14 protein-coding genes and 2 rRNA genes are annotated in these 23,676 nt (G+C 63.7%); 9 read left to right on the top strand and 7 right to left on the bottom strand.

What is annotated here, in order from left to right; genetic code table 11:
- Positions 1-22: 22 nt before the first annotated feature.
- Positions 23-2,044, top strand: coding sequence for an ATP-dependent DNA helicase (locus MPSD_RS08880; protein ID WP_020788124.1), 2,022 nt, complete (start codon positions 23-25; stop codon positions 2,042-2,044).
- Here the strand turns inward: MPSD_RS08880 and MPSD_RS08875 are convergent.
- The gene (locus MPSD_RS08875; RefSeq protein ID WP_020788125.1) at positions 2,041-4,632 is read right to left on the bottom strand and encodes a glycosyltransferase family 1 protein; all 2,592 of its coding nucleotides are present in this window, start codon (positions 4,630-4,632) and stop codon (positions 2,041-2,043) included. The two genes, MPSD_RS08880 and MPSD_RS08875, sit on opposite strands and share 4 nt — an antisense overlap.
- A 189-nt stretch (positions 4,633-4,821) precedes the next feature.
- On the opposite strand from MPSD_RS08875, the gene MPSD_RS08870 reads away from it, so the two are divergent.
- Positions 4,822-6,909 (top strand): alpha-1,4-glucan--maltose-1-phosphate maltosyltransferase, encoded by a 2,088-nt coding sequence (locus MPSD_RS08870; protein WP_086085590.1) that lies wholly within the window; start codon positions 4,822-4,824, stop codon positions 6,907-6,909.
- A 6-nt stretch (positions 6,910-6,915) separates the two neighbouring features.
- On the top strand, positions 6,916-9,111 hold the full coding sequence (gene glgB / locus MPSD_RS08865) for a 1,4-alpha-glucan branching protein GlgB (protein WP_020788127.1): 2,196 nt from the start codon (positions 6,916-6,918) through the stop codon (positions 9,109-9,111).
- A 66-nt stretch (positions 9,112-9,177) separates the two neighbouring features.
- Here glgB and MPSD_RS08860 read toward each other — a convergent pair whose 3' ends face one another.
- The gene (locus MPSD_RS08860) at positions 9,178-10,092 is read right to left on the bottom strand and encodes a tetratricopeptide repeat protein (RefSeq protein WP_036426786.1); all 915 of its coding nucleotides are present in this window, start codon (positions 10,090-10,092) and stop codon (positions 9,178-9,180) included.
- A 177-nt stretch (positions 10,093-10,269) separates the two neighbouring features.
- Positions 10,270-11,451, bottom strand: coding sequence for an acetyl-CoA C-acetyltransferase (locus MPSD_RS08855; RefSeq protein ID WP_086085589.1), 1,182 nt, complete (start codon positions 11,449-11,451; stop codon positions 10,270-10,272).
- Positions 11,452-11,533: 82 nt separating this feature from the next.
- On the opposite strand from MPSD_RS08855, the gene mce reads away from it, so the two are divergent.
- Complete coding sequence (gene mce, locus MPSD_RS08850) at positions 11,534-12,001, top strand: methylmalonyl-CoA epimerase (protein WP_020788130.1); 468 nt, start codon at positions 11,534-11,536, stop codon at positions 11,999-12,001.
- Here mce and MPSD_RS08845 read toward each other — a convergent pair.
- Together MPSD_RS08845 and nucS are read right to left on the bottom strand one after the other, a co-directional pair.
- A complete protein-coding gene (locus MPSD_RS08845) occupies positions 11,998-12,291 on the bottom strand; it encodes a hypothetical protein (RefSeq protein ID WP_081652186.1) in 294 nt (97 codons plus the stop codon). The two genes, mce and MPSD_RS08845, sit on opposite strands and share 4 nt — an antisense overlap.
- Before the next feature lie 22 nt (positions 12,292-12,313).
- Positions 12,314-12,985, bottom strand: coding sequence for an endonuclease NucS (gene nucS / locus MPSD_RS08840; protein WP_020788132.1), 672 nt, complete (start codon positions 12,983-12,985; stop codon positions 12,314-12,316).
- Between the two features lie 124 nt (positions 12,986-13,109).
- On the opposite strand from nucS, the gene MPSD_RS08835 reads away from it, so the two are divergent.
- The 5 genes from MPSD_RS08835 (at position 13,110) to MPSD_RS08815 (ending at position 20,268) form a co-directional block, all read left to right on the top strand.
- The gene (locus MPSD_RS08835; protein ID WP_119571758.1) at positions 13,110-14,684 is read left to right on the top strand and encodes an adenylate/guanylate cyclase domain-containing protein; all 1,575 of its coding nucleotides are present in this window, start codon (positions 13,110-13,112) and stop codon (positions 14,682-14,684) included.
- A 144-nt stretch (positions 14,685-14,828) separates the two neighbouring features.
- Complete coding sequence (locus tag MPSD_RS08830) at positions 14,829-16,433, top strand: adenylate/guanylate cyclase domain-containing protein (RefSeq protein WP_119571718.1); 1,605 nt, start codon at positions 14,829-14,831, stop codon at positions 16,431-16,433.
- A 130-nt stretch (positions 16,434-16,563) separates the two neighbouring features.
- On the top strand, positions 16,564-18,183 hold the full coding sequence (locus tag MPSD_RS08825; protein WP_086085108.1) for an adenylate/guanylate cyclase domain-containing protein: 1,620 nt from the start codon (positions 16,564-16,566) through the stop codon (positions 18,181-18,183).
- Between the two features lie 82 nt (positions 18,184-18,265).
- The gene (locus tag MPSD_RS08820; protein WP_020788137.1) at positions 18,266-19,753 is read left to right on the top strand and encodes a DNA-3-methyladenine glycosylase 2 family protein; all 1,488 of its coding nucleotides are present in this window, start codon (positions 18,266-18,268) and stop codon (positions 19,751-19,753) included.
- A complete protein-coding gene (locus tag MPSD_RS08815) occupies positions 19,750-20,268 on the top strand; it encodes a methylated-DNA--[protein]-cysteine S-methyltransferase (RefSeq protein WP_020788138.1) in 519 nt (172 codons plus the stop codon). The genes MPSD_RS08820 and MPSD_RS08815 overlap by 4 nt, the downstream gene beginning before the upstream one ends.
- Positions 20,269-20,310: 42 nt before the next feature.
- Here the strand turns inward: MPSD_RS08815 and rrf are convergent.
- Both rrf and MPSD_RS08805 read right to left on the bottom strand, forming a co-directional pair.
- A 5S ribosomal RNA gene (rrf, locus tag MPSD_RS08810) occupies positions 20,311-20,424 on the bottom strand.
- Positions 20,425-20,515: 91 nt separating this feature from the next.
- A 23S ribosomal RNA gene (locus tag MPSD_RS08805) occupies positions 20,516-23,620 on the bottom strand.
- Positions 23,621-23,676: the final 56 nt, after the last annotated feature.

Raw genomic sequence — 23,676 nt, 5'->3', positions numbered from 1 at the left:
CACGAGGGAGCAACCACGTCCCGTGCCCGAGTCTGCGTCCGTTCCCGAGCTGCTGGCGATTGCCGTGGCCGCAGTGGGTGGCAGCGAACGTCCCGGCCAGGTGGAGATGGCCGACGCTGTTGCGCGGTCATTCCAGTCCGGCGAGCACTTGGTTGTTCAGGCCGGCACCGGCACCGGCAAATCGCTGGCGTACCTGATTCCGGCGGTTGTGCGCGCGCTCGACGACAACGCACCCGTGGTGGTGTCTACCGCAACAATTGCGCTGCAGCGCCAGCTCGTCGATCGCGACCTACCCCGGCTGGCCGACGCACTCGCCGATGCACTCCCCCGCCAACCGCGGTTCGCGCTGCTCAAGGGGCGACGAAACTATCTATGTCTGAATAAGATCCACAGCGATGGCTCGACCAGCGATCCGGAAGCCGACGATCAGCCGCAAGAGGAACTCTTCAACCCGATGGCCGCCACCGCACTGGGCCGCGACGTGGCACGACTGACCGAATGGGCGTCCACCACCGACACCGGTGACCGCGACGACCTCAAGCCTGGGGTCGCTGAACGGTCCTGGCCCCAGGTCAGCGTCTCGGCGCGGGAATGCATCGGCGTGGCCCGCTGTCCCTACGGATCCGAGTGTTTCTCGGAACGTGCGCGCAGCCGCGCCGGTGGCGCCGACATCGTCGTCACCAACCACGCGTTGCTGGCCATCGATGCTGTCGCGGAATCGACAGTGCTGCCGGAACATTCGCTACTGGTCGTCGACGAGGCGCACGAGTTGACCGACCGGGTGACCTCGGTGGCCACCGCGGAACTGACCTCAGCCGCCCTCAGCGCGGCGACGCGGCGCATCGCGCGTCTGGTGAGTCCGGAGCTGACCCAGCGGTTGGATGCGGCATCGACCACCTTCGCCTCGGCCATTCACGACGGGACGCCCGGCCGCATCGACCACCTCGACGATGAGTTGGCGACCTACCTGACCGCGCTGCGCGATGCCGCCGCCGCGGCCCGCTCGGCGATCTCCGGCACCAGCGACGCCGCGGCCGCATCAGCGCGCGCCGAATCCGCCGCGGCGTTGGCCGACATCTCTGATACCGCGTCACGAATCCTGACCTCATTCACGCCGCCCATCCCCGACCGCACCGATGTGGTCTGGCTCGAACACGAGGAAAACCGGGGTTCGCCGCGGGCCGTACTGCGGGTAGCACCGCTGTCGGTGGCCGGGCTGCTGGCCGCCACGGTGTTCTCCCGATCGACGACGGTGTTGACCTCGGCAACGCTGACGGTGGGCGGAAGCTTCGATGCCATGGCCACGGCCTGGGGCCTGACCGAACCTAGGACCGACCCCAAAAGCGAAGCGGCCGAACAACGCACGCCGTGGCGTGGCCTCGACGTCGGATCACCGTTTCACCACGCCAAGTCGGGAATCCTCTATGTGGCCGCCCACCTCCCACCGCCCGGCCGGGAGGGAGCGGCTGCGGCCGAGCAGCTGACCGAAATCGCCGAGCTCATCACCGCGGCCGGTGGGCGCACCCTGGGCCTGTTCTCCTCGATGCGGGCGGCCCGCGCCGCAGCGGAAGCCATGCGGGAGCGGCTCTCGACACCGGTGCTGTGCCAGGGCGACGACAGCACCTCCGCACTTGTCGAGCAGTTCGCCGACGACGCCGCCACCTCGTTGTTCGGCACGTTGTCGCTGTGGCAGGGCGTCGACGTGCCCGGACCATCGTTGTCCCTGGTGCTGATCGACCGCATCCCATTTCCGCGCCCGGACGACCCGTTGCTCAGTGCCCGGCAACGGGCGGTGGCGGCCCGGGGCGGCAATGGTTTCATGGCCGTCGCGGCCAACCACGCGGCGCTGCTGCTGGCGCAGGGGGCGGGACGGCTGTTACGCCGCGTCACCGACCGGGGCGTGGTCGCAGTTCTGGACTCGCGGATGGCGACCGCCCGGTATGGGAGCTATCTGCGCGACTCGCTACCCCCGTTCTGGCAGACCACCAATGGCACCCAGGTTCGCCAGGCACTGCAGCGATTGGCCGAACTCGACGAGACCTAGCGGGTAGCGAGGGTGACCAGCCCGAGTTCGTTGCTGGCGGCCAGCATCGGATGGCGCGGAAGCACGCGCACCGTGTATCCCAGAGCACCCGCCATCGGCAGCGGGGTCGTCGTTGAGAAGACCTGGTTGCCCGCGTCGGCGTGACCGGCATAAGACATCTCGACGGTGACCGGGTCAACCAGAACATCGCCGGCGTCGACTCTGCCCAGCACCGCTTGCACCGTCACTTCATCGGGCGCCAGCCCGGCCAGTTGCACGATCGCGGTAAGAGTCAGCTTCGATCCCAGCAATGGGGTGTCGGGCAGCCCCGTGCTGTCGACGTCGGTGATCTCGATGCTGGGCCAGGCCGCTTCCACACGTCGGCGGTAGGCGGCCAACTCGCGGGCCGCCTGGTACTCGGTGCCGTCCTCGGCGGTGGCGATGGTCTTGCGCCGCGATTGTGCCGCTGGTGCGTAATACCGCTCCGTGTAGTCGCGCACCATCCGCGACGCCAGCACCTTCGGGCCAAGTGTCTGCAAGGTGTGGCGCACCATCTCGATCCAGCGCGGCGGCACCCCCCGTTCGTCGCGCTCGTAGAACTTTGGCGCCACCGAATGCTCCAGCAGGTCGTAGAGTGCGCTGGCCTCCAGGTCGTCGCGTCGTTCCGGATCGGCCACCCCATCCGCAGACGGTATTTCCCAACCATTTTCGCCGTCGTACCATTCGTCCCACCAGCCGTCGCGAATGGACAGATTCAGCCCACCGTTGAGCGCACTCTTCATTCCTGAAGTGCCACAGGCTTCCAGCGGTCGCAGCGGATTGTTCAGCCAAATGTCGCAACCCCAGTACAGGAATCGGGCCATCGACATGTCGTAGTTGGGCAGGAAAGCGATGCGGTGCCGCACCTCTGGCCGGTCGGCAAAACGCACCACTTGCTGGATCAGCGCCTTGCCGCCGTCATCGGCCGGATGCGATTTTCCGGCAACAATCAGCTGTATCGGCCGTTGCGGATCCAGCAAGAGCTTTTCCAACCGATCCGAATCACGCAACATCAACGTCAGACGCTTATACGTCGGGACTCGGCGGGCAAAACCTACGGTCAACACATCAGGATCGAATGCCGTTGGTATCCAACCCAGTTCGGCCTCGGATGCACCTCGCTCCAGCCGTGACTGCCGCAGCCGCGCCCGCACGTCCTCCACCAGCAACGATCGCAGTTGGGAACGGATCCACCACAGATGGCCGGGGTCCACCTGATTCAGTCGTAGCCACACGGCGGGCATGCTGAACGAGTCCGAGCCGGCCAGTTCGCGACCGAGTTCCAGCCACTGGGGGGCCGCCCAGGTGCGCGCGTGCACACCGTTGGTGATCGATCCGATCGGCACGTCGTCATGATCGAATCCCGGCCACAACTCGTTGAACATGGCCCGGCTCACCCTGCCGTGCAACAGCGAGACGCCATTGGCGCGCTGCGCTAGGCGCAGGCCCATGTGGGCCATGTTGAACTTGGTGGGATCGTCTTCTGCGCCCAGGGCAAGGATGCGCTCGGTGGGCACCCCGGGCAGCAACGTGGGCTCGTCATCGGCGAAATAGCGCTGCACCATCTCCACCGGGAACCGGTCGATACCGGCGGGTACGGGCGTGTGCGTGGTGAACACCGTGCTGGAGCGCACCACCGTCAACGCGGTGTCGAAGTCCAGTCCCGCGTCGGTGATCAGCTCACGGATCCGCTCGGCGCCGAGGAATCCGGCGTGCCCCTCGTTCATGTGGAACACCTCGGGGGCGGGCAGGCCCTGGATTGCGGTGAATGCCCGAATGGCCCGAATCCCGCCGATGCCGGCCAGGATCTCCTGCTTGATGCGGTGTTCCTGATCGCCACCGTAGAGCCGGTCGGTGACGCTGCGTAGGTCGTGTTCGTTTTCTGGAACATCGGAGTCGAGCAGCAGCAGCGGAACCCGACCGACCTGCGCCACCCAGATCTGGGCCCGCAGCCGAGCCGAATCCGGCAACGTCAGCTCGACCAGCACTGGGTCGCCGTTGGCGTTGGTGAGCAGGCGCAACGGCAGGCCTTGCGGGTCCAGCGATGGATAGGTTTCCTGCTGCCAGCCGTCTGCGGTCAGCGACTGCCGAAAGTAGCCGGAACGGTAATATAGACCGACCGCGATCAGCGGCAACCCCAGATCGGAGGCGGCCTTGAGGTGGTCACCAGCCAGAATCCCCAGTCCGCCGGAGTAGTTGGGCAACACCTCGGCGACGCCGAATTCCATCGAGAAGTAGGCGATGCCGGTGGGCATCGCAACGCCGTCGGCCTCCTGCTGCTGGTACCACAGCGGACGGTTGAGGTAGTCGTTGAGATCGGCGGCAAGCGCGTCGAGTCGCCCCAGGAACTCTTCGTCGAGCGCCAGTTCATCGAGCCGCGCGGGCTTGACCGCGCCCAGCACCGCCACCGGGTCGTGGCCACAGCTGGTCCACAGCGCCGGATCGATGCTCGCGAACAGGTCTTGCGTCGGCTTTTCCCACGACCACCGCAGGTTCGTCGAAAGCTGGTAGAGCGCGGCCAGACGGTCGGGCAGATGCGTGCGGACGGTAAAGCGGCGAAGGGCTTTCACGCGAATAAACATTACTGAGGATTTCTAGGTGCGCACGGCTAGAGATCGACTGCTTGGGCCCCTCCGGTGTGGTCTGACACTAGGGTGGGTATGGGGCGCTAGGAGACGAGCAGACAGCGACACACGAAGAAACCCCGGCGACATCTGCTGGTAATCGTCCGGGGTGGTGAGCCAGGAACGGAGTGATCGGTGCCCGGTCGTGTCGAGATCGATAACGTCCAGCCCGTCGTCTCATGTGGCACATACCCCGCCAAAGCGGTGATCGGTGAGGTGATTCCGGTTAGCGCGTCGGTATGGCGGGAAGGTCACGAGGCGGTGGCCGCGACGCTGGTGGTGCGCTATTTGGGAGCGTGCTATCCGCAAGTCGCGGATGTACGAAGGATCCAGGCGGCTGCGGCCGCGGAAGCGGAGCTGAGCACCAGGCCGGCCGAACAACAGCGGGTCAAGCCATTGCTGTTTCCGATGACCATGGGCGAAGAGCCCTTCGTCTTCCACGGTCAGTTCACCCCCGACAGCGTCGGGCTGTGGACGTTTCGCGTCGACGGCTGGGGTGACCCGATTCACAGCTGGCGGCACGGGCTGGTGGCCAAACTCGACGCCGGGCAGGGCGAGAGCGAGCTGTCCAACGACCTGCTGGTCGGCGCGGCGCTGCTGGAGCGCGCCGCGACCGGGGTGCCGCGCGCACAACGCTGGCCGCTGATGGAGGCCGCGGCAGCATTGCAGGCCCCGGGCGATCCGGTGACTCGCTCGGCCCTGGCGCTGACGCCCGAGATCGACGAAGTGCTCGAGCTGTATCCGCTGCGGGATCTGGTCACCCGCGGCAAGCAGCTCGGAGTCTGGGTCGATCGGCCCGTGGCGCGCTTCGGGGCCTGGTATGAGATGTTCCCCCGCTCGACCGGTGGTTGGGACGACGAGGGCAAGCCGGTGCACGGGACCTTCGCCACCGCGACGGCACAACTCCCCCGCATCGCGGGCATGGGATTCGACGTGGTCTACCTTCCGCCGATTCACCCGATCGGCAAGGTGCACCGCAAGGGCCCCAACAACAACCCCACCGCCGTACCCGGGGATGTCGGATCTCCGTGGGCGATCGGCAGCGACGAGGGTGGTCACGACGCGGTCCATCCGGACCTGGGCACCATCGACGACTTTGATGAGTTCGTGGCAACGGCGCGCGATCTGGGCATGGAGGTCGCCCTGGATCTCGCGCTGCAGTGCGCTCCGGATCACCCATGGGCGCGTGAACACCGCAACTGGTTCACGGAGTTGCCGGACGGCACCATCGCCTACGCGGAGAATCCGCCGAAGAAGTACCAGGACATCTATCCGCTCAACTTCGACAACGACCCTGCCGGGCTCTACGCCGAAGTCTTGCGGGTGGTGCAATATTGGATCGACCATGGGGTCAAGTTCTTTCGAGTTGACAACCCGCACACCAAGCCGCCCAATTTCTGGGCTTGGCTGATCGGCCAGATCAAGGCCGTCGACCCCGACGTCCTGTTCCTGTCCGAGGCGTTCACGCCGCCGGCCCGTCAGTACGGACTGGCCAAGCTCGGCTTCACCCAGTCCTACAGCTATTTCACCTGGCGGACCGCCAAGTGGGAGCTCACCGAATTCGGCAACGACATAGCCAAGCTCGCCGACTTCCGACGGCCCAACCTCTTCGTCAACACCCCCGACATCCTGCACGCCGTGCTGCAGCACCATGGCCCAGGCATGTTCGCCATCCGCGCGGTGCTGGCCGCCACCATGGGTCCCGCTTGGGGCGTGTACTCGGGCTATGAGTTGTTCGAGCACCGCGCCGTGCGCGAGGGCAGCGAGGAGTACCTGGACTCGGAGAAGTATGAACTGCGTCCTCGTGACTTCGCGGGTGCTCTCGCCGAGGGCAGATCACTGGAACCGTTCATCACACAGCTCAACGCGATTCGGCGACTGCATCCGGCACTGCAGCAGTTGCGCACGATCTACTTCCACCATGTCGACAATGACGCGTTGCTGGCCTACAGCAAGTTCGACCCGGCCACCGGCGACTGCGTTCTGGTGGTCGTGACGCTGAATGCCTTCACGCCCGAGGTGGCCACACTGTCGTTGGACATGCACGCATTGGGCATGGAGCCCTACGACCGGTTCTGGGTACGTGACGAAGTAACCGGCGAGGAATATCAGTGGGGGCAAACCAATTACATTCGCATCGATCCGGGCCGAGCGGTTGCCCACATCATCAACATGCCACTTATACCGGAACAATCTCGAATCACATTGCTACGCAGGAGGTGAGGGGCAGTGAGCAGAACCGACCAACTCGCCGGGACGCACCTGGCGCCCGAACCCAACGACTTGGCGCGCCTAGTCGCCGGTTCACACCACAATCCGCATGGCGTCCTGGGCGCCCACGAGTACGGCGACCACACTGTCATCCGTGCGTTTCGGCCGCACGCGGCAGAAGTGATCGCCATAGTCGGTGACGACCGGTTTCCGATGCAGCACATCGAGTCTGGCTTGTTCGCCGTCGCGCTGCCCTTTGTCGACCTCATCGACTACCGACTGCAAGTCAGCTATGAGAACTCGGAGCCGTTCACGGTTGCCGACGCGTACCGCTTCCTGCCCACCCTGGGCGAGGTGGACCTGCACCTGTTCGCCGAGGGCCGCCATGAGCGACTCTGGGAGGCGCTCGGCGCCCACCCCCGCTCGTTCACCACAGCCGACGGCGTGGTCCACGGGGTGTCCTTCGCGGTGTGGGCTCCCAACGCCGAGGGGGTCAGCCTGATCGGCGACTTCAACGGATGGAGCGGCAGTGAGGCTCCCATGCGGGTGTTGGGTTCCTCGGGGGTGTGGGAATTATTCTGGCCCGACTTCCCCGCCGACGGGCTCTACAAGTTCCGGGTACACGGAGCCGACGGTGTGGTCTCGGAGCGGGCCGACCCGTTCGCCTTCGGCACCGAAGTACCGCCCCAGACGGCATCGCGGGTAACCGTAAGCGACTACAGCTGGGGCGACGGCGACTGGATGACCGAGCGTGCACAACGCAATCCGGTATTCGAGCCGATGAGCACCTACGAGGTCCACCTAGGTTCGTGGCGACCCGGCCTCAGCTATCGCCAGCTCGCCACGGAGCTGACGGATTACGTTGTGGCACATAAGTTCACTCACGTAGAGCTACTCCCCGTTGCAGAGCATCCGTTCGCCGGGTCGTGGGGATACCAGGTCACGTCCTACTACGCGCCGACATCCAGGTTCGGCACCCCCGACGACTTCCAAGCCTTGGTCGATGCACTGCACCAAGCAGGCATCGGGGTCATCGTGGACTGGGTGCCCGCGCACTTCCCCAAGGATGCATGGGCCCTAGGGCGGTTCGACGGGACACCGCTCTACGAACACTCGGACCCCAAAAGGGGTGAGCAACTAGACTGGGGAACTTACGTTTTCGACTTCGGCCGGCCTGAGGTGCGCAACTTCCTGGTGGCCAACGCGTTGTACTGGATCGAGCAGTTCCACATCGATGGCCTGCGGGTGGACGCGGTGGCGTCGATGCTGTATCTGGACTACTCCCGCCCGCAGGACGGCTGGACACCGAACATCTACGGAGGGCGAGAGAACCTGGAGGCGGTGCAGTTCCTGCAGGAAATGAATGCCACAGCGCACAAGGCAGCGCCGGGCATCGTCACCATTGCCGAGGAGTCCACCTCGTGGCCCGGGGTGACTCGACCAACTAGCATTGGCGGCCTGGGCTTCTCGATGAAATGGAACATGGGCTGGATGCACGACACGCTCGACTACGTCAGCCGCGATCCCATCTATCGCAGCTACCACCATCACGAGATGACGTTCTCGATGCTGTACGCGTTCAGCGAGAACTACGTGCTGCCGCTGAGTCACGATGAGGTGGTCCACGGCAAAGGCACGTTATGGGGCCGGATGCCGGGTAGCAATCACACCAAGGCCGCCGGCTTGCGGAGCCTGCTCGCCTACCAATGGGCCCACCCCGGCAAGCAACTGCTGTTCATGGGACAGGAGTTCGGTCAGCGCGCCGAGTGGTCCGAACAGCGCGGCCTGGACTGGTTCCAACTCGACGAGAATGGCTTCTCTAATGGCGTTTTGCGCTTGGTCCGCGACATCAACGAGATCTACTGCGACCATTGCGCATTGTGGAGTCAGGACACCACCCCCGAGGGCTATTCCTGGATCGACGCCAACGACTCCGCGAACAATGTCTTGAGCTTCCTGCGGCATGGCAGCGACGGCTCGGTGATGGCCTGCATATTCAACTTCGCGGGTTCAGAACACAGCGACTATCGCCTCGGCCTGCCGATCGCCGGTCGTTGGCGTGAGGTGCTCAATACCGACGCAACGATCTACAACGGCTCAGGAGTCGGTAATTTCGGCGGCGTTGATGCCACCGCGGAGCCATGGCACGGCCGTCCGGCATCCGCGGTGCTGGTGCTGCCGCCCTCGTCGGCGCTGTGGCTGGAACCCGCCTAGCCGCGATCGACGCCGGCGCCACCGCCACCCGCCCGGCATCAGCGGGGCGGTTGATGCTGCCGGCCGTCAGTAGAGCGCGCTGGCCAGGCTGCGCCGGCCCGCGATCACCTCGGGGTCGGCAGGGTCAAAGAGCTCGAACAGCTCGATCAGCCGAGTGCGCACCCTGGCGCGTTCGTCACCGGAGGTGCGTCGTACCAACGCAACCAGACGTTCGAATGCCCCGGTGACGTCCTGACTGAGGACTTGCACGTCGGCGGCCGCAAACGCCGCATCGACATCATCCGGAGCGGCGTCGGCAACAAGGACGGCATCGGGCCGCTGAGCGGTTGCCCGCGAAAGGAAGTCGATCTGACGAATGGCCGCCTTCGCTTCGACGCTGTTTGGATTGGCGTCCAGCACCGCCTGATACGACCCTCTTGCGGCGTCGAAGTCGCCTTCCTCGAGTTCCGCGCGGGCCTGGGCCACAGTTGGATCGACTTCCTCGGCATCCTCCGAACCCGCTACACCGCTTAGCTTTCCGTCGGTCGCCGACAGCAGAGAATCCACCCAGAGGCGCAGTTGCTCGGCAGGCTGGGGCCCCTGAAAGCTCGAAATCGGCTGCGCCGCAGCCAAAGCCACCACCGTTGGCACCGCTTGCACACCGAATATCTGAGCGACTCGAGGCACCACGTCGACGTTGACCGCGGCAAGCCGCCACTTGCCCATATCGGCGGCGGCAAGGCCGGACAGCGTGTCGACCAGTTCGACGCACACATCGCTGCGCGGTGACCACAGCACCACCACAACGGGCACTTCGTCGGACCGGCCAATCACCTCGTCTTCGAAGTTGGCCTCGGTGACCTCAACCACACCAGGCTGATCCGCGGGCGCCTTGCCGGAAGCGCCGCCTGCCGCGGTGTCTTGTTGGGCTCGTTGCTTGAGACCGGAAAGATCGACCGCACCTGCCAAGGCCGGCCCGATCGGAGGTCGGGGACGCGTCACGTGATCAAGTCTGTCACGCCGCGTCGGCTACCGATCCACCCGGTCGCGGCGGTCTCACGACTGGCCAATTGAGTGCCCTGAATACGCCCACGGCGCCTGGGCCGCGGAATTATGACCAATCTCACACCACCCCTTGCCGGCTCGCATCCAGCAACCTCGGCGAGCCCTCGGGAGGGCCTATCCGGCGCGCAGAATCAGGGCGTCGCCCTGCCCTCCGCCACCACACAGCGCGGCGACCCCGTAGCCCGAACCGCGCCGTGCCAGCTCCAGCGCAACGTGCAGCGTGATGCGGACCCCCGACATACCGATCGGGTGCCCGAAGGCGATCGCACCACCGTTGACGTTGACGATCTCCGGATCGAGTCCAAGTTCCTTGGTCGAGGCCAAGGCAACGGCGGCGAATGCCTCGTTGATCTCCACCACATCGAGCTGGTCGGCCGTGATGCCCTCTTTGTCCAGGGCCTTCTTGATCGCGTTGGCCGGCTGCGACTGCAGCGTCGAGTCCGGGCCCGCCGCCACACCGTGCGCAGCGATCTCGACCAGCCAAGTCAGCCCCAATTCCTGGGCCTTTTCCTTGCTCATCACCACGACCGCGGCCGCACCGTCGGAAATCTGCGATGATGAGCCTGCGGTGACGGTGCCGTCCTTGCGAAACGCCGGCTTGAGGCCCGCCAGGGAATCGGCGGTGGTGTTGGCCCGGATTCCTTCGTCTTCGCTGAACTGCAGCGGATCGCCCTTGCGCTGAGGCACACTCACCGGCACCACTTCATCGGCGAAGACGCCATCTTTCCAGGCAGCTGCCGCTTTTTGATGCGACGCGGCCGAGTATTCGTCTTGCTGGCGCCGGGTGAAACCGTCCACGTCGTTGCGTTGCTCGGTGAGAGCGCCCATGGGCTGATCGGTGAAGGCGTCGTGCAGTCCGTCGTAGGCCATGTGGTCCAGCACGGTGACATCGCCGTATTTGTAGCCGGGCCTGCTATCCATCAGCAGATGAGGCGCCTTGGTCATGGATTCCTGACCACCGGCGACCACCACTTCGAACTCCCCGGCCCGAATGAGCTGGTCCGCCAGCGCGATGGCGTCGATGCCGGACAGACACATCTTGTTGATCGTCAGCGCGGGTACGTCCCAGCCGATGCCCGCCGCGACCGCGGCCTGCCGCGCGGGCATCTGTCCCGCGCCCGCCGTGAGCACCTGGCCCATGATCACGTACTCGACCAGTGAGGCCGGCACATTCCCCTTCTCCAAGGCTGCCTTGATGGCGATCGCGCCCAGGTCGCTCGCGCTGAAATCCTTCAGCGAACCCATCAACCGACCGATCGGTGTCCGGGCTCCAGCAACGATCACCGACGTCGTCATGACTACCTCCTAAGCGCAACGGAACGGCCGATCCGGCCAACCCGAAGAAGCAGATTCTCCGCTATGAGGTTACCGTTGTGTTATGACGACCGATCAAGTTGACGCCCGTCAGATTCTGGAAACCTCACTGGTGACCGGGCTCGATCACGTCGGCATCGCCGTCGCCGATCTAGATGCGGCCATCGAGTGGTACCACGACCACTTGGGGCTGATTCTAGTCCACGAGGAAGTCAACGACGACCAGGGAATCCGTGAGGCGATGCTGGCGGTGCCCAGCGCCCTCGAGACGACCCAAATCCAGTTGATGGCGCCGATCGACGAGTCGTCAGTGATCGCGAAGTTCCTGCAGAAGCGGGGTCCGGGCATCCAGCAGTTCGCCTGCCGGGTACGCAATCTCGAGAAACTGAGCGAGCAGCTGCGGGCTCAGGGCATCCGTTTGGTCTACGAGACCCCTCGACGGGGCACCGCGGATTCGCGGATCAACTTCATCCACCCGAAGGACGCGGGTGGCGTCCTCATCGAACTGGTGGAGCCGGCCCGCAGGGTCTAAGACCACTTACGCGTCGGACTGCGAGTTGCGCGGCTTGCCCAGCACGACGTGTGCCAGTGCCGCCGGTCGTCCGCCGCTCCCGGTAGCTCAATCGGCCATACCACCACATGTGCAGTGCCCGAACGGATTTCGTGGTCGCACCCCGGACACCGATAGGTCTTGACGGCGCGGGCCGCCGCAATTGGGCGCACTTCGTAGTCGTAGCCGTCCGGCCCTGCCTCCACCCGGCGCAACATCGGTGAGAAGGACATCGGCCGCTGCCGGCGTGGGGATCCGCGGCGCCGAGCCATCCGGCCAGTCTAATCGCGGCGCTCAGAACAGCCGGTACTCGTCACTGTCCATCCCACGCATCTTGTCGTAATCCAATGTCACACAACAGATACCCCGGTCGGTGGCCAGAGTGCGGGCCTGTGGCTTGATCTGTTGAGCCGCGAACACGCCTTTCACCGGTGCCAGCACGCTGTCACGGTTGAGCAACTCGAGATAGCGGGTGAGCTGCTCCACACCGTCGATTTCACCGCGGCGCTTGATCTCCACCGCAACCGCTCCTCCGCTTTCATCGCGGCACAACAGGTCCACCGGCCCGATCGCGGTCATGTACTCCCGCCGGACCAGCGTGTACCCCTCCCCCAGCAGCTGAACATGCTCGGCGAGCAGCACCTGCAGGTGGGCCTCCACACCGTCCTTCACCAATCCGGGATCGACCCCCAGCTCGTGGCTGGAGTCGTGCTCGATTTCTTCGACGGAGATGCGCAGCTGTTCGCCACCTTTGTTGGTCACCACCCACACCGGTGAGTCGCCGCCGGGCTCTTCGGTCAACCAGCAGGGCGGACTCATCCAGTTCAACGGCTTATAGGCACGGTCGTCGGCATGCACGCTGACCGAACCATCGGCCTTGAACAACAGCAACCTGCGCGCGGACGGCAGATGTGCGGTGAGGCGGCCAACGTAGTCGACGGTGCATTGAGCAATGACTAGACGCACCCGAATCACCTTAGAGCGTGCCCGACAAATTAGGCTGACGCCACCATGCCGTCGACGAAGACCGGCCGAGACGGGCAGCAAGAAAGGCGCCAAGAGTGGCGCCAAGAAGGGCGTTGCGCAGCGCCTGGGGCGGGTGCTCGAAAGGGTGACCCGTCAAAGCGGGCGGCTGCCGGAGACACCGGCGTACGGCTCATGGCTGCTCGGTCGGGTCTCGGAGAGCCAACAACGCCGACGGATACGCATCCAAACGATCCTGACGGTCATGGTCGTGGTCGCGAATCTGCTCGGGATCGCGGTGTCCATCCTGCTGGTGACCGTCGCAATCCCATCACCGAGCGTTTTCACCGAAGCACCGTGGTGGATCACGTTCGTGGTGGTGCCGTCCTACATCGTGGTTGCGCTGGCGCTGGGAACGTATTGGATCACCCGACGGACGGTGCTTGCCCTGCGATGGGCGATCGAGGAACGCCAGCCGACGCCGGAGGACGAGCGCAACACATTCCTGGCCGCGTGGCGAGTGGCCGTCGTCGACCTGATTCTGTGGGGATCCGGAGCGGTCCTGCTGACGACTCTGTATGGCATGGCCAACACCATGTTCATCCCACGGTTTCTGTTCGCCGTGACATTCTGCGGGGTGCTGGTCGCCACCGGCAGCTATCTGCTCACCGAGTTTGCCTTGCGTCCGGTCGCGGCTCAGGCGTTGGCGGCGGGGCCGCCGCCACGGCGATTGTCCTCGGGCATCATGGGCCGAACCATGATGGTGTGGCTGCTTGGTTCGGGAGTTCCGGTGGTCGGCATCGCCCTGGTAGCCATCTTCCAGATTGCGTTGCGCAACCTGTCGGAGACCCAGTTCGCGGTCGGGGTACTCATCGTGTCGATGGCAACGCTGATCTTCGGTTTCATCCTGATGTGGATCATGTCGTGGCTGACCGCGACACCGGTGCGCGTGGTCCGTGCGGCCCTCAATCGGGTGGCCAACGGCGACCTGCAGCGGGATCTGGTGGTCTTCGACGGGACAGAGCTCGGCGAGCTACAACGCGGTTTCAACACGATGGTCGACGGCCTGCGCGAGCGTGAACGAGTGCGCGACCTGTTTGGCCGCCACTTCGGGCGCGAGGTGGCGATCGCCGCCGAACGGGAACGGCCCAAACTCGGCGGCGAAGAACGCCACGTCGCCGTGGTCTTCATCGACATCGTCGGCTCCACCAAATTGGTCACCAGCCAGCCGCCGGCCGATGTCGTCGCGCTGCTCAACCGGTTTTTCGCCGTGGTCGTCGACGAGGTGGATCGCCATCGCGGGCTGGTCAACAAATTCGCCGGTGACGCATCGCTGGCGATCTTCGGAGCGCCCAACCACCTCGAGCGACCCGAGGATCAGGCCCTGGCCGCGGCGCGAACCATCGCCGCACGGCTGGCCAGCGAAGTACCCGAATGCCAGGCGGGCATCGGCGTGGCGGCAGGACAGGTGGTGGCCGGCAACGTCGGTTCCAAGGAGCGCTTCGAGTACACGGTGATCGGCGATCCCGTCAACGAGGCCGCCCGCCTGTGCGAGCTCGCCAAAGACCACCCGGGCCGGTTGCTGGCGTCAGGGGCCGCACTCGACGGCGCCAGCCACGACGAACGTGCGCTCTGGTCTGTCGGCAAGACCGTGACACTACGCGGCCACGACCAACCCACCCGCCTGGCCGCACCCATCTGAAACCCATGGCGCTGGCATCCCACGCCACTTCCCGACAGGGATCCCATCAGCTCGAATGTGCTGACTGGCCAGCGGAACGCGACACACGGCGTCGGGATCATCTTCGGCCGGATACCTCGCTCAAGGAATTAGGCTGGCGCCACCATGGTGTCCACAACAGCAGTGGGGCAGCGCTTACGCCGAGTATTCGTGCAGGTAATCGACCAAGGTGACCAACTAACCGAGCCGCCCGCTTACGGCTCCTGGTTACTGGGGCAGGTGTTGGAAAACCAGCGCAGCCGGCGGATACGCATCCAAGTCATTCTGACCAGCGTCATCGTATTCGCGAATTTGGTCGGAATTGGCGTCGTCCTGTTGATAGCGATCGTCGCCATTCCGGCACCGAACGTGTTCACCGACGCACCGTGGTGGGTCACGTTCGTGGTGGCGCCAGCCTACATCGTGGTTGCGCTGGTGCTGGGGACGTATTGGATTACCCGACGAACCGTTCAGACGCTGCGCTGGGCGCTCGAGGAACGTCCGCCCAGCCACGCTGATGCGCGCAGCACTTTCCGAGTGCCGCGGCAAGTCGCGCTCGCCACCGCCACCTTGTGGGGCGTCGGGGCGGTGGCGTCGACGATCCTCTACGGCCTGGCCAACCCGTTGTTCATCCCGCGCTTTCTCTTCATGGTGAGCATTTGCGGGGTTCTCGTCGCCACCGGCGCCTATCTGCTCACCGAGTTCGCACTGCGTCCGGTCGCGGCGCAGGCGCTGGAGGCGGCCCCACCGCCGCAACGCTTCGCACCGGGAATCATGGGCCGAACGATGATGGTGTGGCTGCTCGGATCGGGCGGGCCTCTCGTCGGCATCAACCTGATGGCGATCTCCGAGTTGGTGAAGGGGAGCCTGACCAAGGTCCAGTTCGCTATCGGTGTAGTCATCGTGTCGACGGGCACATTGATCTTCGGCTTCATCCTGATGTGGATCATGTCGTGGCTGACCGCGACACCGGTGCGCGTGGTCCGTGCGGCCCTCAATCGGGTGGCCAACGGCGACCTGCAGCGGGATCTGGTGGTCTTCGACGGGACAGAGCTCGGCGAGCTACAACGCGGTTTCAACACGATGGTCGACGGCCTGCGCGAGCGTGAACGAGTGCGCGACCTGTTTGGCCGCCACTTCGGGCGCGAGGTGGCGATCGCCGCCGAACGGGAACGGCCCAAACTCGGCGGCGAAGAACGCCACGTCGCCGTGGTCTTCATCGACATCGTCGGCTCCACCAAATTGGTCACCAGCCAGCCGCCGGCCGATGTCGTCGCGCTGCTCAACCGGTTTTTCGCCGTGGTCGTCGACGAGGTGGATCGCCATCGCGGGCTGGTCAACAAATTCGCCGGTGACGCATCGCTGGCGATCTTCGGAGCGCCCAACCACCTCGAGCGACCCGAGGATCAGGCCCTGGCCGCGGCGCGAACCATCGCCGCACGGCTGGCCAGCGAAGTACCCGAATGCCAGGCGGGCATCGGCGTGGCGGCAGGACAGGTGGTGGCCGGCAACGTCGGTTCCAAGGAGCGCTTCGAGTACACGGTGATCGGCGAACCCGTCAACGAGGCCGCCCGCCTGTGCGAGCTCGCCAAAGACCACCCGGGCCGGTTGCTGGCGTCAGGGGCCGCACCCGACGGCGCCAGCCACGACGAACGTGCGCTCTGGTCTGTCGGCAAGACCGTGACACTTCGCGGCCACGACCAACCCACCCGCCTGGCCGCACCCATCTGAAACCTGGCCGCGCTGGGAGTCCAGTTCCATACGACCACCCCGACTCCCTGTCCACACCGAGACGGACCCGGCGATGTGGCGAATAAATTCCTGCCTCAAACAGCCGTCAAGGAACTAGGCTTGCGCCACCATGGTCGCCACAAACACGGTAGTCCAGCGCTTGCGTCGAGCGTTGGAGAAGATTACCCAGCAGAGCGACCAGCTAACAGAAAACTATGCGTACGGCTCCCGGCTGCTCGGACAGTTGACGGAGACTCCACAACGCCGGCGAGTCCGCATCCAGCTCATGCTGACCTCATCCATCATGGTCGCGAGCCTGGTCGCGATAGGTGTCGCGTTGCTGCTGGTGTTCGTGGCCATCCCAGAGCCCAACGTCATTACCGAGGCGCCGAGATGGCTCACCTTCGGCGTCGGAGCCGGATATGACGTGACGGCATTTGTGGTCGGAAGCTTCTGGATTACCTCCAACACCGTTCGGGCCCTGCGTTGGTACATCGAGGGCCGCCCGCCCAACCGCGCCGAGAGTCGTGAAACCTTCCTGGTTCCGTCCCGAATCGCGGCTGTCCACCTGTTCTTGTGGGGACTGGGGACGTTGTTGTTCACCACCCTCTACGGCCTGATCGACATCCGCTTTATCCCGAAATATCTCTTCTCGGTCAGCTTTTGCGGAATCTTGGTGGCCACCGGCAGCTACCTACTCACCGAGTTCGCCTTGCGGCCGCTGACCGCTCAAGCTCTTGAAACAGGCCCCCCACCCCGACGGATCGTCTCGGGCATCATGGGGCGAACCATCCTGATCTGGCTGCTCGGTTCGGGCGTGCCGGTCGTGGGCATCGCTTTACTGGCGGTGTTCGAAATCGCGTTGTTGCACCTCAGCGAGGTGGAATTCGCCGTGGGCGTATTGATTGCGTCCAGTGCAACCCTGGTCTTCGGGTTGTTGCTGATCGCGATCTCGGCGTGGCTGACGGCTACCCCGGTACGGGTCGTGCGCGCCGCACTCAAGCGCGTCGAACGAGGGGACCTACGGGGAGATGTTGTGGTCTTCGATGGCAGCGAACTCGGCGAGCTGCAGAGCGGCTTCAACTCCATGGTCGAGGGGCTGCGTGAGCGCGAACGCGTCCGCGACCTTTTCGGCCGCCACGTCGGACGCGAAGTTGCCGCGGCCGCGGAACGAAAGCCGCCGCAGCTGGGCGGCGAAGAGCGTTATGTTGCGGTTGTTTTCGTCGATATCATCGGCTCGACACAACTGGTGAGCAACCGGCCAGCCACAGACGTGGTGCAGTTGCTCAACCGATTTTTCGCGGTGATCGTCGATGAGGTGGAGCGTCACCGCGGCCTGGTCAACAAATTCGAAGGTGACGCCTCCCTGGCTATCTTCGGTGCGCCAAATCCACTCGAGTGCCCCGAAGTCGCGGCATTGAGCGCCGCACGGGCCATCGCCGGGCGACTCTGCACCGAGGTGCCGGAGTGCCGGGCGGGCATCGGCGTGGCCGCAGGACAAGTGGTCGCCGGCAATGTCGGCGCCAATGAGCGGTTTGAATACACCGTGATCGATGGACCGGTGAACGAGGCGGCCCGGCTGTGTGAACTGGCCAAATCGTATTCCGCCCGCCTAGTGGCATCCTCGGAAACGGTAGCCGGCGCGACCGAAACCGAACGTGCCCATTGGAATTTGGCGGAGACGGTGACACTTCGCGGCCGCGACCGGCCGACCCGCCTGGCCATCCCCGCCAGCAGCCCACGCCCATAGCCGTCGCCGGAGACCGCTGTCAGCTCACTTTGATGTCGTTTTTCCGCCAGTCATGACGCTGCGCAGGTGTAATCCTCTAAGGGTGCACGAAGACTTCGAACGCTGCTATCGGGCGGTCCAATCCAAGGACGCCCGGTTTGACGGCTGGTTCGTGACCGCGGTGCTGACCACCCGGATCTACTGCCGGCCGAGTTGCCCCGTTCGCCCACCGTTCGCCCGCAACGTGCGGTTTCTTCCAACAGCCGCGGCAGCTCAACGTGAGGGCTTCCGGGCCTGCAAACGTTGCCGCCCTGACGCGTCACCGGGTTCGCCGGAATGGAACATGCGCGGCGACATCGTCGCCAGGGCGATGCGGTTGGTTGCCGACGGCACCGTGGACCGCGAAGGTGTCACCGGGCTTGCCGCGCGTCTGGGCTACACCACACGCCAGCTGGAACGCCTGCTGCAGGCTGAGGTCGGCGCCGGCCCCCTCGCGCTGGCCCGCGCCCAACGGATGCAGACCGCACGGGTGCTGATCGAGACCACCGATCTGCCCTTCGGCGACGTGGCGTTTGCGGCCGGGTTCTCCAGTATCCGGCAGTTCAATGACACCATCCGCCTGGTTTGCGACAGCACACCAACGGCGTTGCGTCGACACGCTGCCGCGCGGTTCGGCGCACCCGCCACCTCGCCGGGAACGGTATCCCTGCGCCTGCCGGTGCGAACCCCCTTTGCCTACCAGGGTGTCTTCGGCCACCTCGCCGCCGGGGCCGTGCCGGGTTGTGAGGAGGTCCGTGATGGTGCCTATCGACGCACGCTGCGACTGTCGTCCGGCAATGGCATCGTCACGCTGACACCCGCGCCCGACCACGTCCGGTGTCTACTGGTGCTCGACGATTTCCGCGACCTCGCGGCCGCCACGGCCAGATGCCGGCGCCTGCTCGATCTTGATGCCGACCCGGAGGCTGTTGTGGAGGCCCTCAGTGGCGACCCCGCTCTGAGCCCGGTAGTGGCCACGGCACCTGGGCAGCGCATACCCCGCACCGTGGACGAGGCAGAACTCGCCGTGCGCGCCGTGCTCGCACAACAGGTGTCGACCAAGGCTGCGCGTACCCACGCGGCCCGCCTGGTCACCGCCTACGGCCGACCCATCCACGATCAAGGCGGAACCTTGACTCATACCTTCCCGTCGGTGCAGGACCTGGCCGAAACCGACCCAATCCATCTGGCCGTCCCCAAGACCCGACAGCACACCTTGAGCATGATGGTCGACGCCATCGCCGACCGAAGGGTGAACCTGGACGCCGGATGCGACTGGACTCGGGCGCGAGAGCAGCTGCTCGATATCCCCGGAGTCGGCCCGTGGACCGCGGAAGTCATTGCCATGCGCGGGCTGGGCGACCCGGACGCGTTTCCGGTCGCAGACCTTGGCGTCCGGCTGGCCGCGAAACAGTTGGGCCTGCCCCAGCGTCAACCGGATCTACTGGACCGCAGTGCGCGCTGGCGTCCCTGGCGTTCGTATGCAACCCAACACCTTTGGACCACACTCGAGCATTCGGTAAACGATTGGCCACCACGGGAGGTTGCATGACTCACTACCGCATCATTGATAGCCCAATAGGACCGCTGACCCTGGCCGGGCATGACGGCGTGTTGACCAATCTGCGGATGGTCGACCAGACCTACGAACCTAGCCGCGTCGGGTGGGAAGTTGATGATGAGGCGTTCGCCGATGCGGTGAGCCAGCTCGACGCCTATTTCGCTGGTGAGCGTTTCGACTTCGATCTGGCGTTAGACCTGCGTGGGACCGAGTTCCAGCGACGCGTCTGGGTGGAACTGCTGACAATTCCCTACGGCGAAACCCGTTCGTATGGCGAAATTGCGGAGCGGATTGGTGCGCGGGGTGCGGCTCGTGCGGTTGGGCTGGCCAATGGCCGTAATCCGGTAGCGGTGATTGTTCCGTGCCATCGTGTGATTGGTGCCAGTGGGGGGCTTACTGGCTATGGGGGTGGCCTTGATCGGAAGCAGGCGTTGTTGGAGTTGGAGAGGGCGTGTGTGCCGGCGGATCTGACTGTGCGGGCGGATCTGACGTTATTCGATTGTTGACATGCAAAAACACCCCCAGAGTATGGGGGTGTTTTTGTGTATGTTCGGCGGTGTCCTACTTTTCCACCCGAGCTGGGCAGTATCATCGGCGCTGACAGGCTTAGCTTCCGGGTTCGGAATGGGACCGGGCGTTTCCCTGTCGCTGTGGCCGCCGTAACTCTATTTAAATTTGTACTGATGGGGGGTGTGGTGTTCTTCGACAGTAATTGTCCAAGAACATGGATATGTGGTTGCGAGGCGTTTTTGTGTTGGTAAGTTTTCGGCCGGTTAGTGCCAGTTCCCTTCACACATTACTGTGCTTCCAGGTCTGACCTATCGAACCCGTGGTCTGCGGGGGGCCTTATCCCACCAAGTGGGTGAGAAACCTGATCTTGGAGAAGGTTTCCCGCTTAGATGCTTTCAGCGGTTATCCTTTCCGAACGTGGCTATCCAGCGGTGCCCCTGGTGGGACAACTGGTGTACCAGAGGTTCGTCCGTCCCGGTCCTCTCGTACTAGGGACAGGTTTCCTCAAGTTTCTGACGCGCGCGGCGGATAGAGACCGAACTGTCTCACGACGTTCTAAACCCAGCTCGCGTGCCGCTTTAATGGGCGAACAGCCCAACCCTTGGGACCTGCTCCAGCCCCAGGATGCGACGAGCCGACATCGAGGTGCCAAACCATCCCGTCGATATGGACTCTTGGGGAAGATCAGCCTGTTATCCCCGGGGTACCTTTTATCCGTTGAGCGACACCCCTTCCACTCAGAGGTGCCGGATCACTAGTCCCGACTTTCGTCCCTGCTTGACTTGTAGGTCTCGCAGTCAAGCTCCCTTGTGCACTTACACTCGTCACCTGATTGCCGTCCAGGTTGAGGGAACCTTTGGGCGCCTCCGTTACATTTTAGGAGGCAACCGCCCCAGTTAAACTACCCGCCAGGCACTGTCCGTGAACCCGGTTCAGGGTTCGACGTTAGGTGTCCAATACGATCAGAGTGGTATTTCAACAATGACTCCGCCCCAACTGGCGTTGGAGTTTCACAGTCTCCCACCTATCCTACACAAACCGAACCGAACGCCAATACCAAGTTGTAGTGAAGGTCCCGGGGTCTTTTCGTCCTGCCGCGCGTAACGAGCATCTTTACTCGTAGTGCAATTTCGCCGAGTCTATGGTTGAGACAGTTGGGAAGTCGTTACGCCATTCGTGCAGGTCGGAACTTACCCGACAAGGAATTTCGCTACCTTAGGATGGTTATAGTTACCACCGCCGTTTACTGGGGCTTAAATTCTCCGCTTCACCCTTACGAATTAACGGGTCCTCTTAACCTTCCAGCACCGGGCAGGCGTCAGTCCGTATACATCGTCTTGCGACTTCGCACGGACCTGTGTTTTTAGTAAACAGTCGCTCCCCACTGGTTTCTGCGACCGAATCCCGCTCCCACCGCAAGGGTGTTCACGGTATTCCGGTCCCCCTTCTCCCGAAGTTACGGGGGCATTTTGCCGAGTTCCTTAACCATAGTTATCTCGTACGCCTTGGTATTCTCTACCTGACCACCTGTGTTGGTTTGGGGTACGGGCCGTGTGTGTGCTCGCTAGAGGCTTTTCTTGGCAGCAGAGGATGACCGAATTCGCCTCAATCGGCTATGCATCACCTCTCAGGATTAATGAGCGACGGATTTGCCTATCGCTCTCCCTACGGGCTTGCCCCAGTATTACCACTGACTGGTACGGCTGCCTTCCTGCGTCACCCCGTCGCTTGACTACTACCAACGAAGGTTCCACGCAGCCCCGGAACTCCACGCCCCCGAAGAGGAATGATCGATCCGGTTTTGGGTGGTTAGTACCGCTGATTCATCACGGGCGCGCACACACGGGTACGGGAATATCAACCCGTTGTCCATCGACTACGCCTGTCGGCCTCGCCTTAGGTCCCGACTCACCCTGGGCGGACTGGCCTGGCCCAGGAACCCTTGGTCTTTCGGCGGGCAAGGTTCTCACTTGCCTTATCGCTACTCATGCCTGCATTCTCACTCCCCCATCCTCCACCACCGGTTACCCGGCAGCTTCGCTGAATGAGGGACGCTCCCCTACCCAACCTTGCGGTTGTCGCGGCTTCGGCGGTGTGCTTGAGCCCCGCTACATTATCGGCGCACAATCACTTGACCAGTGAGCTATTACGCACTCTTTCAAGGGTGGCTGCTTCTAAGCCAACCTCCTGGTTGTCTCTGCGACTGCACATCCTTTTCCACTTAGCACACGCTTTGGGGCCTTAGCCGGCGATCTGGGCTGTTTCCCTCTCGACGTACGGAGCTTATCCCCCGCCGTCTCACTGCCACGCTTCACACCACGGCATTCGGAGTTTGGCTGACGTCAGTAACCTAGTAGGGCCCATCGGCCATCCAGTAGCTCTACCTCCGTGGTGAAACACGCAACGCTGCACCTAAATGCATTTCGGGGAGAACCAGCTATCACGGAGTTTGATTGGCCTTTCACCCCTACCCACAGCTCATCCCCTCAGTCTTCAACCTAAGTGGGTTCGGGCCTCCACGCGGTCTTACCCACGCTTCACCCTGGCCATGGGTAGATCACTCCGCTTCGGGTCCAGAACATGCCACTACACCCCTTACGGGGATACGCCCTATTCAGACTCGCTTTCGCTGCGGCTACCCCACTCGGGTTAACCTCGCGACATGTCCCTGACTCGCAGGCTCATTCTTCAAAAGGCACGCCATCACCCCACGAAGAGGCTCTGACGGATTGTAGGCGCACGGTTTCAGGTACTCTTTCACTCCCCTCCCGGGGTACTTTTCACCATTCCCTCACGGTACTAATCCGCTATCGGTCATCGAGTAGTATTTAGGCTTACCGGGTGGTCCCGGCAGATTCACAGCAGATTCCACGGGCCCGCTGCTACTCGGGAGTTGATACTAGGCAGGTGCCGGGTTTTCACGTACCGGGCTCTCACCGTCTACGGCAGACCATCCCAGGCCATTTCCGTTAACTGCGACACTTTCTGACTGCCTCTCAGCCAGGTAGAGCTGAGACACATCATTCCCACAACCCCGCACACACAACCCCTACCCGGTTAAACATGCGTGCGGTTTAGCCATTTTCCGCGTTCGCTCGCCACTACTTACGGAATCACAATTGTTTTCTTTTCCTACGGGTACTGAGATGTTTCACTTCCCCGCGTTCCCCCCCGCACCCTATATATTCAAGTGCGGGTAACACGACATCACTCGTGCTGGGTTTCCCCATTCGGAAATCCTCGGATCCACGCTAGGTTGACAGCTCCCCGAGGCATATCGCAGCCTCCCACGTCCTTCATCGGCTCTCGATGCCAAGGCATCCACCATGCGCCCTTAGACACTTATAAACACAAAAACCAAAGAATAAAATTGCACAACAGAACACGCCACCAAAAGGCAGCGC

The sequence above is a fragment of the Mycobacterium pseudoshottsii JCM 15466 genome (assembly GCF_003584745.1).
GTDB lineage: Bacteria > Actinomycetota > Actinomycetes > Mycobacteriales > Mycobacteriaceae > Mycobacterium > Mycobacterium marinum.
Note: the sequence above shows the minus strand (reverse complement) of the source record. Positions and strands in the feature narration are given on the sequence as shown.

Coding starts and splice junctions, on each gene's coding strand:
- MPSD_RS08855 (WP_086085589.1), bottom strand. CDS start 11,451: ATGACGACGTCGGTGATCGTTGCTGGAGCCCGGACACCGATCGGTCGG.
- mce (WP_020788130.1), top strand. CDS start 11,534: ATGACGACCGATCAAGTTGACGCCCGTCAGATTCTGGAAACCTCACTG.
- MPSD_RS08845 (WP_081652186.1), bottom strand. CDS start 12,291: ATGGCTCGGCGCCGCGGATCCCCACGCCGGCAGCGGCCGATGTCCTTC.
- MPSD_RS08830 (WP_119571718.1), top strand. CDS start 14,829: ATGGTGTCCACAACAGCAGTGGGGCAGCGCTTACGCCGAGTATTCGTG.
- MPSD_RS08825 (WP_086085108.1), top strand. CDS start 16,564: ATGGTCGCCACAAACACGGTAGTCCAGCGCTTGCGTCGAGCGTTGGAG.
- MPSD_RS08815 (WP_020788138.1), top strand. CDS start 19,750: ATGACTCACTACCGCATCATTGATAGCCCAATAGGACCGCTGACCCTG.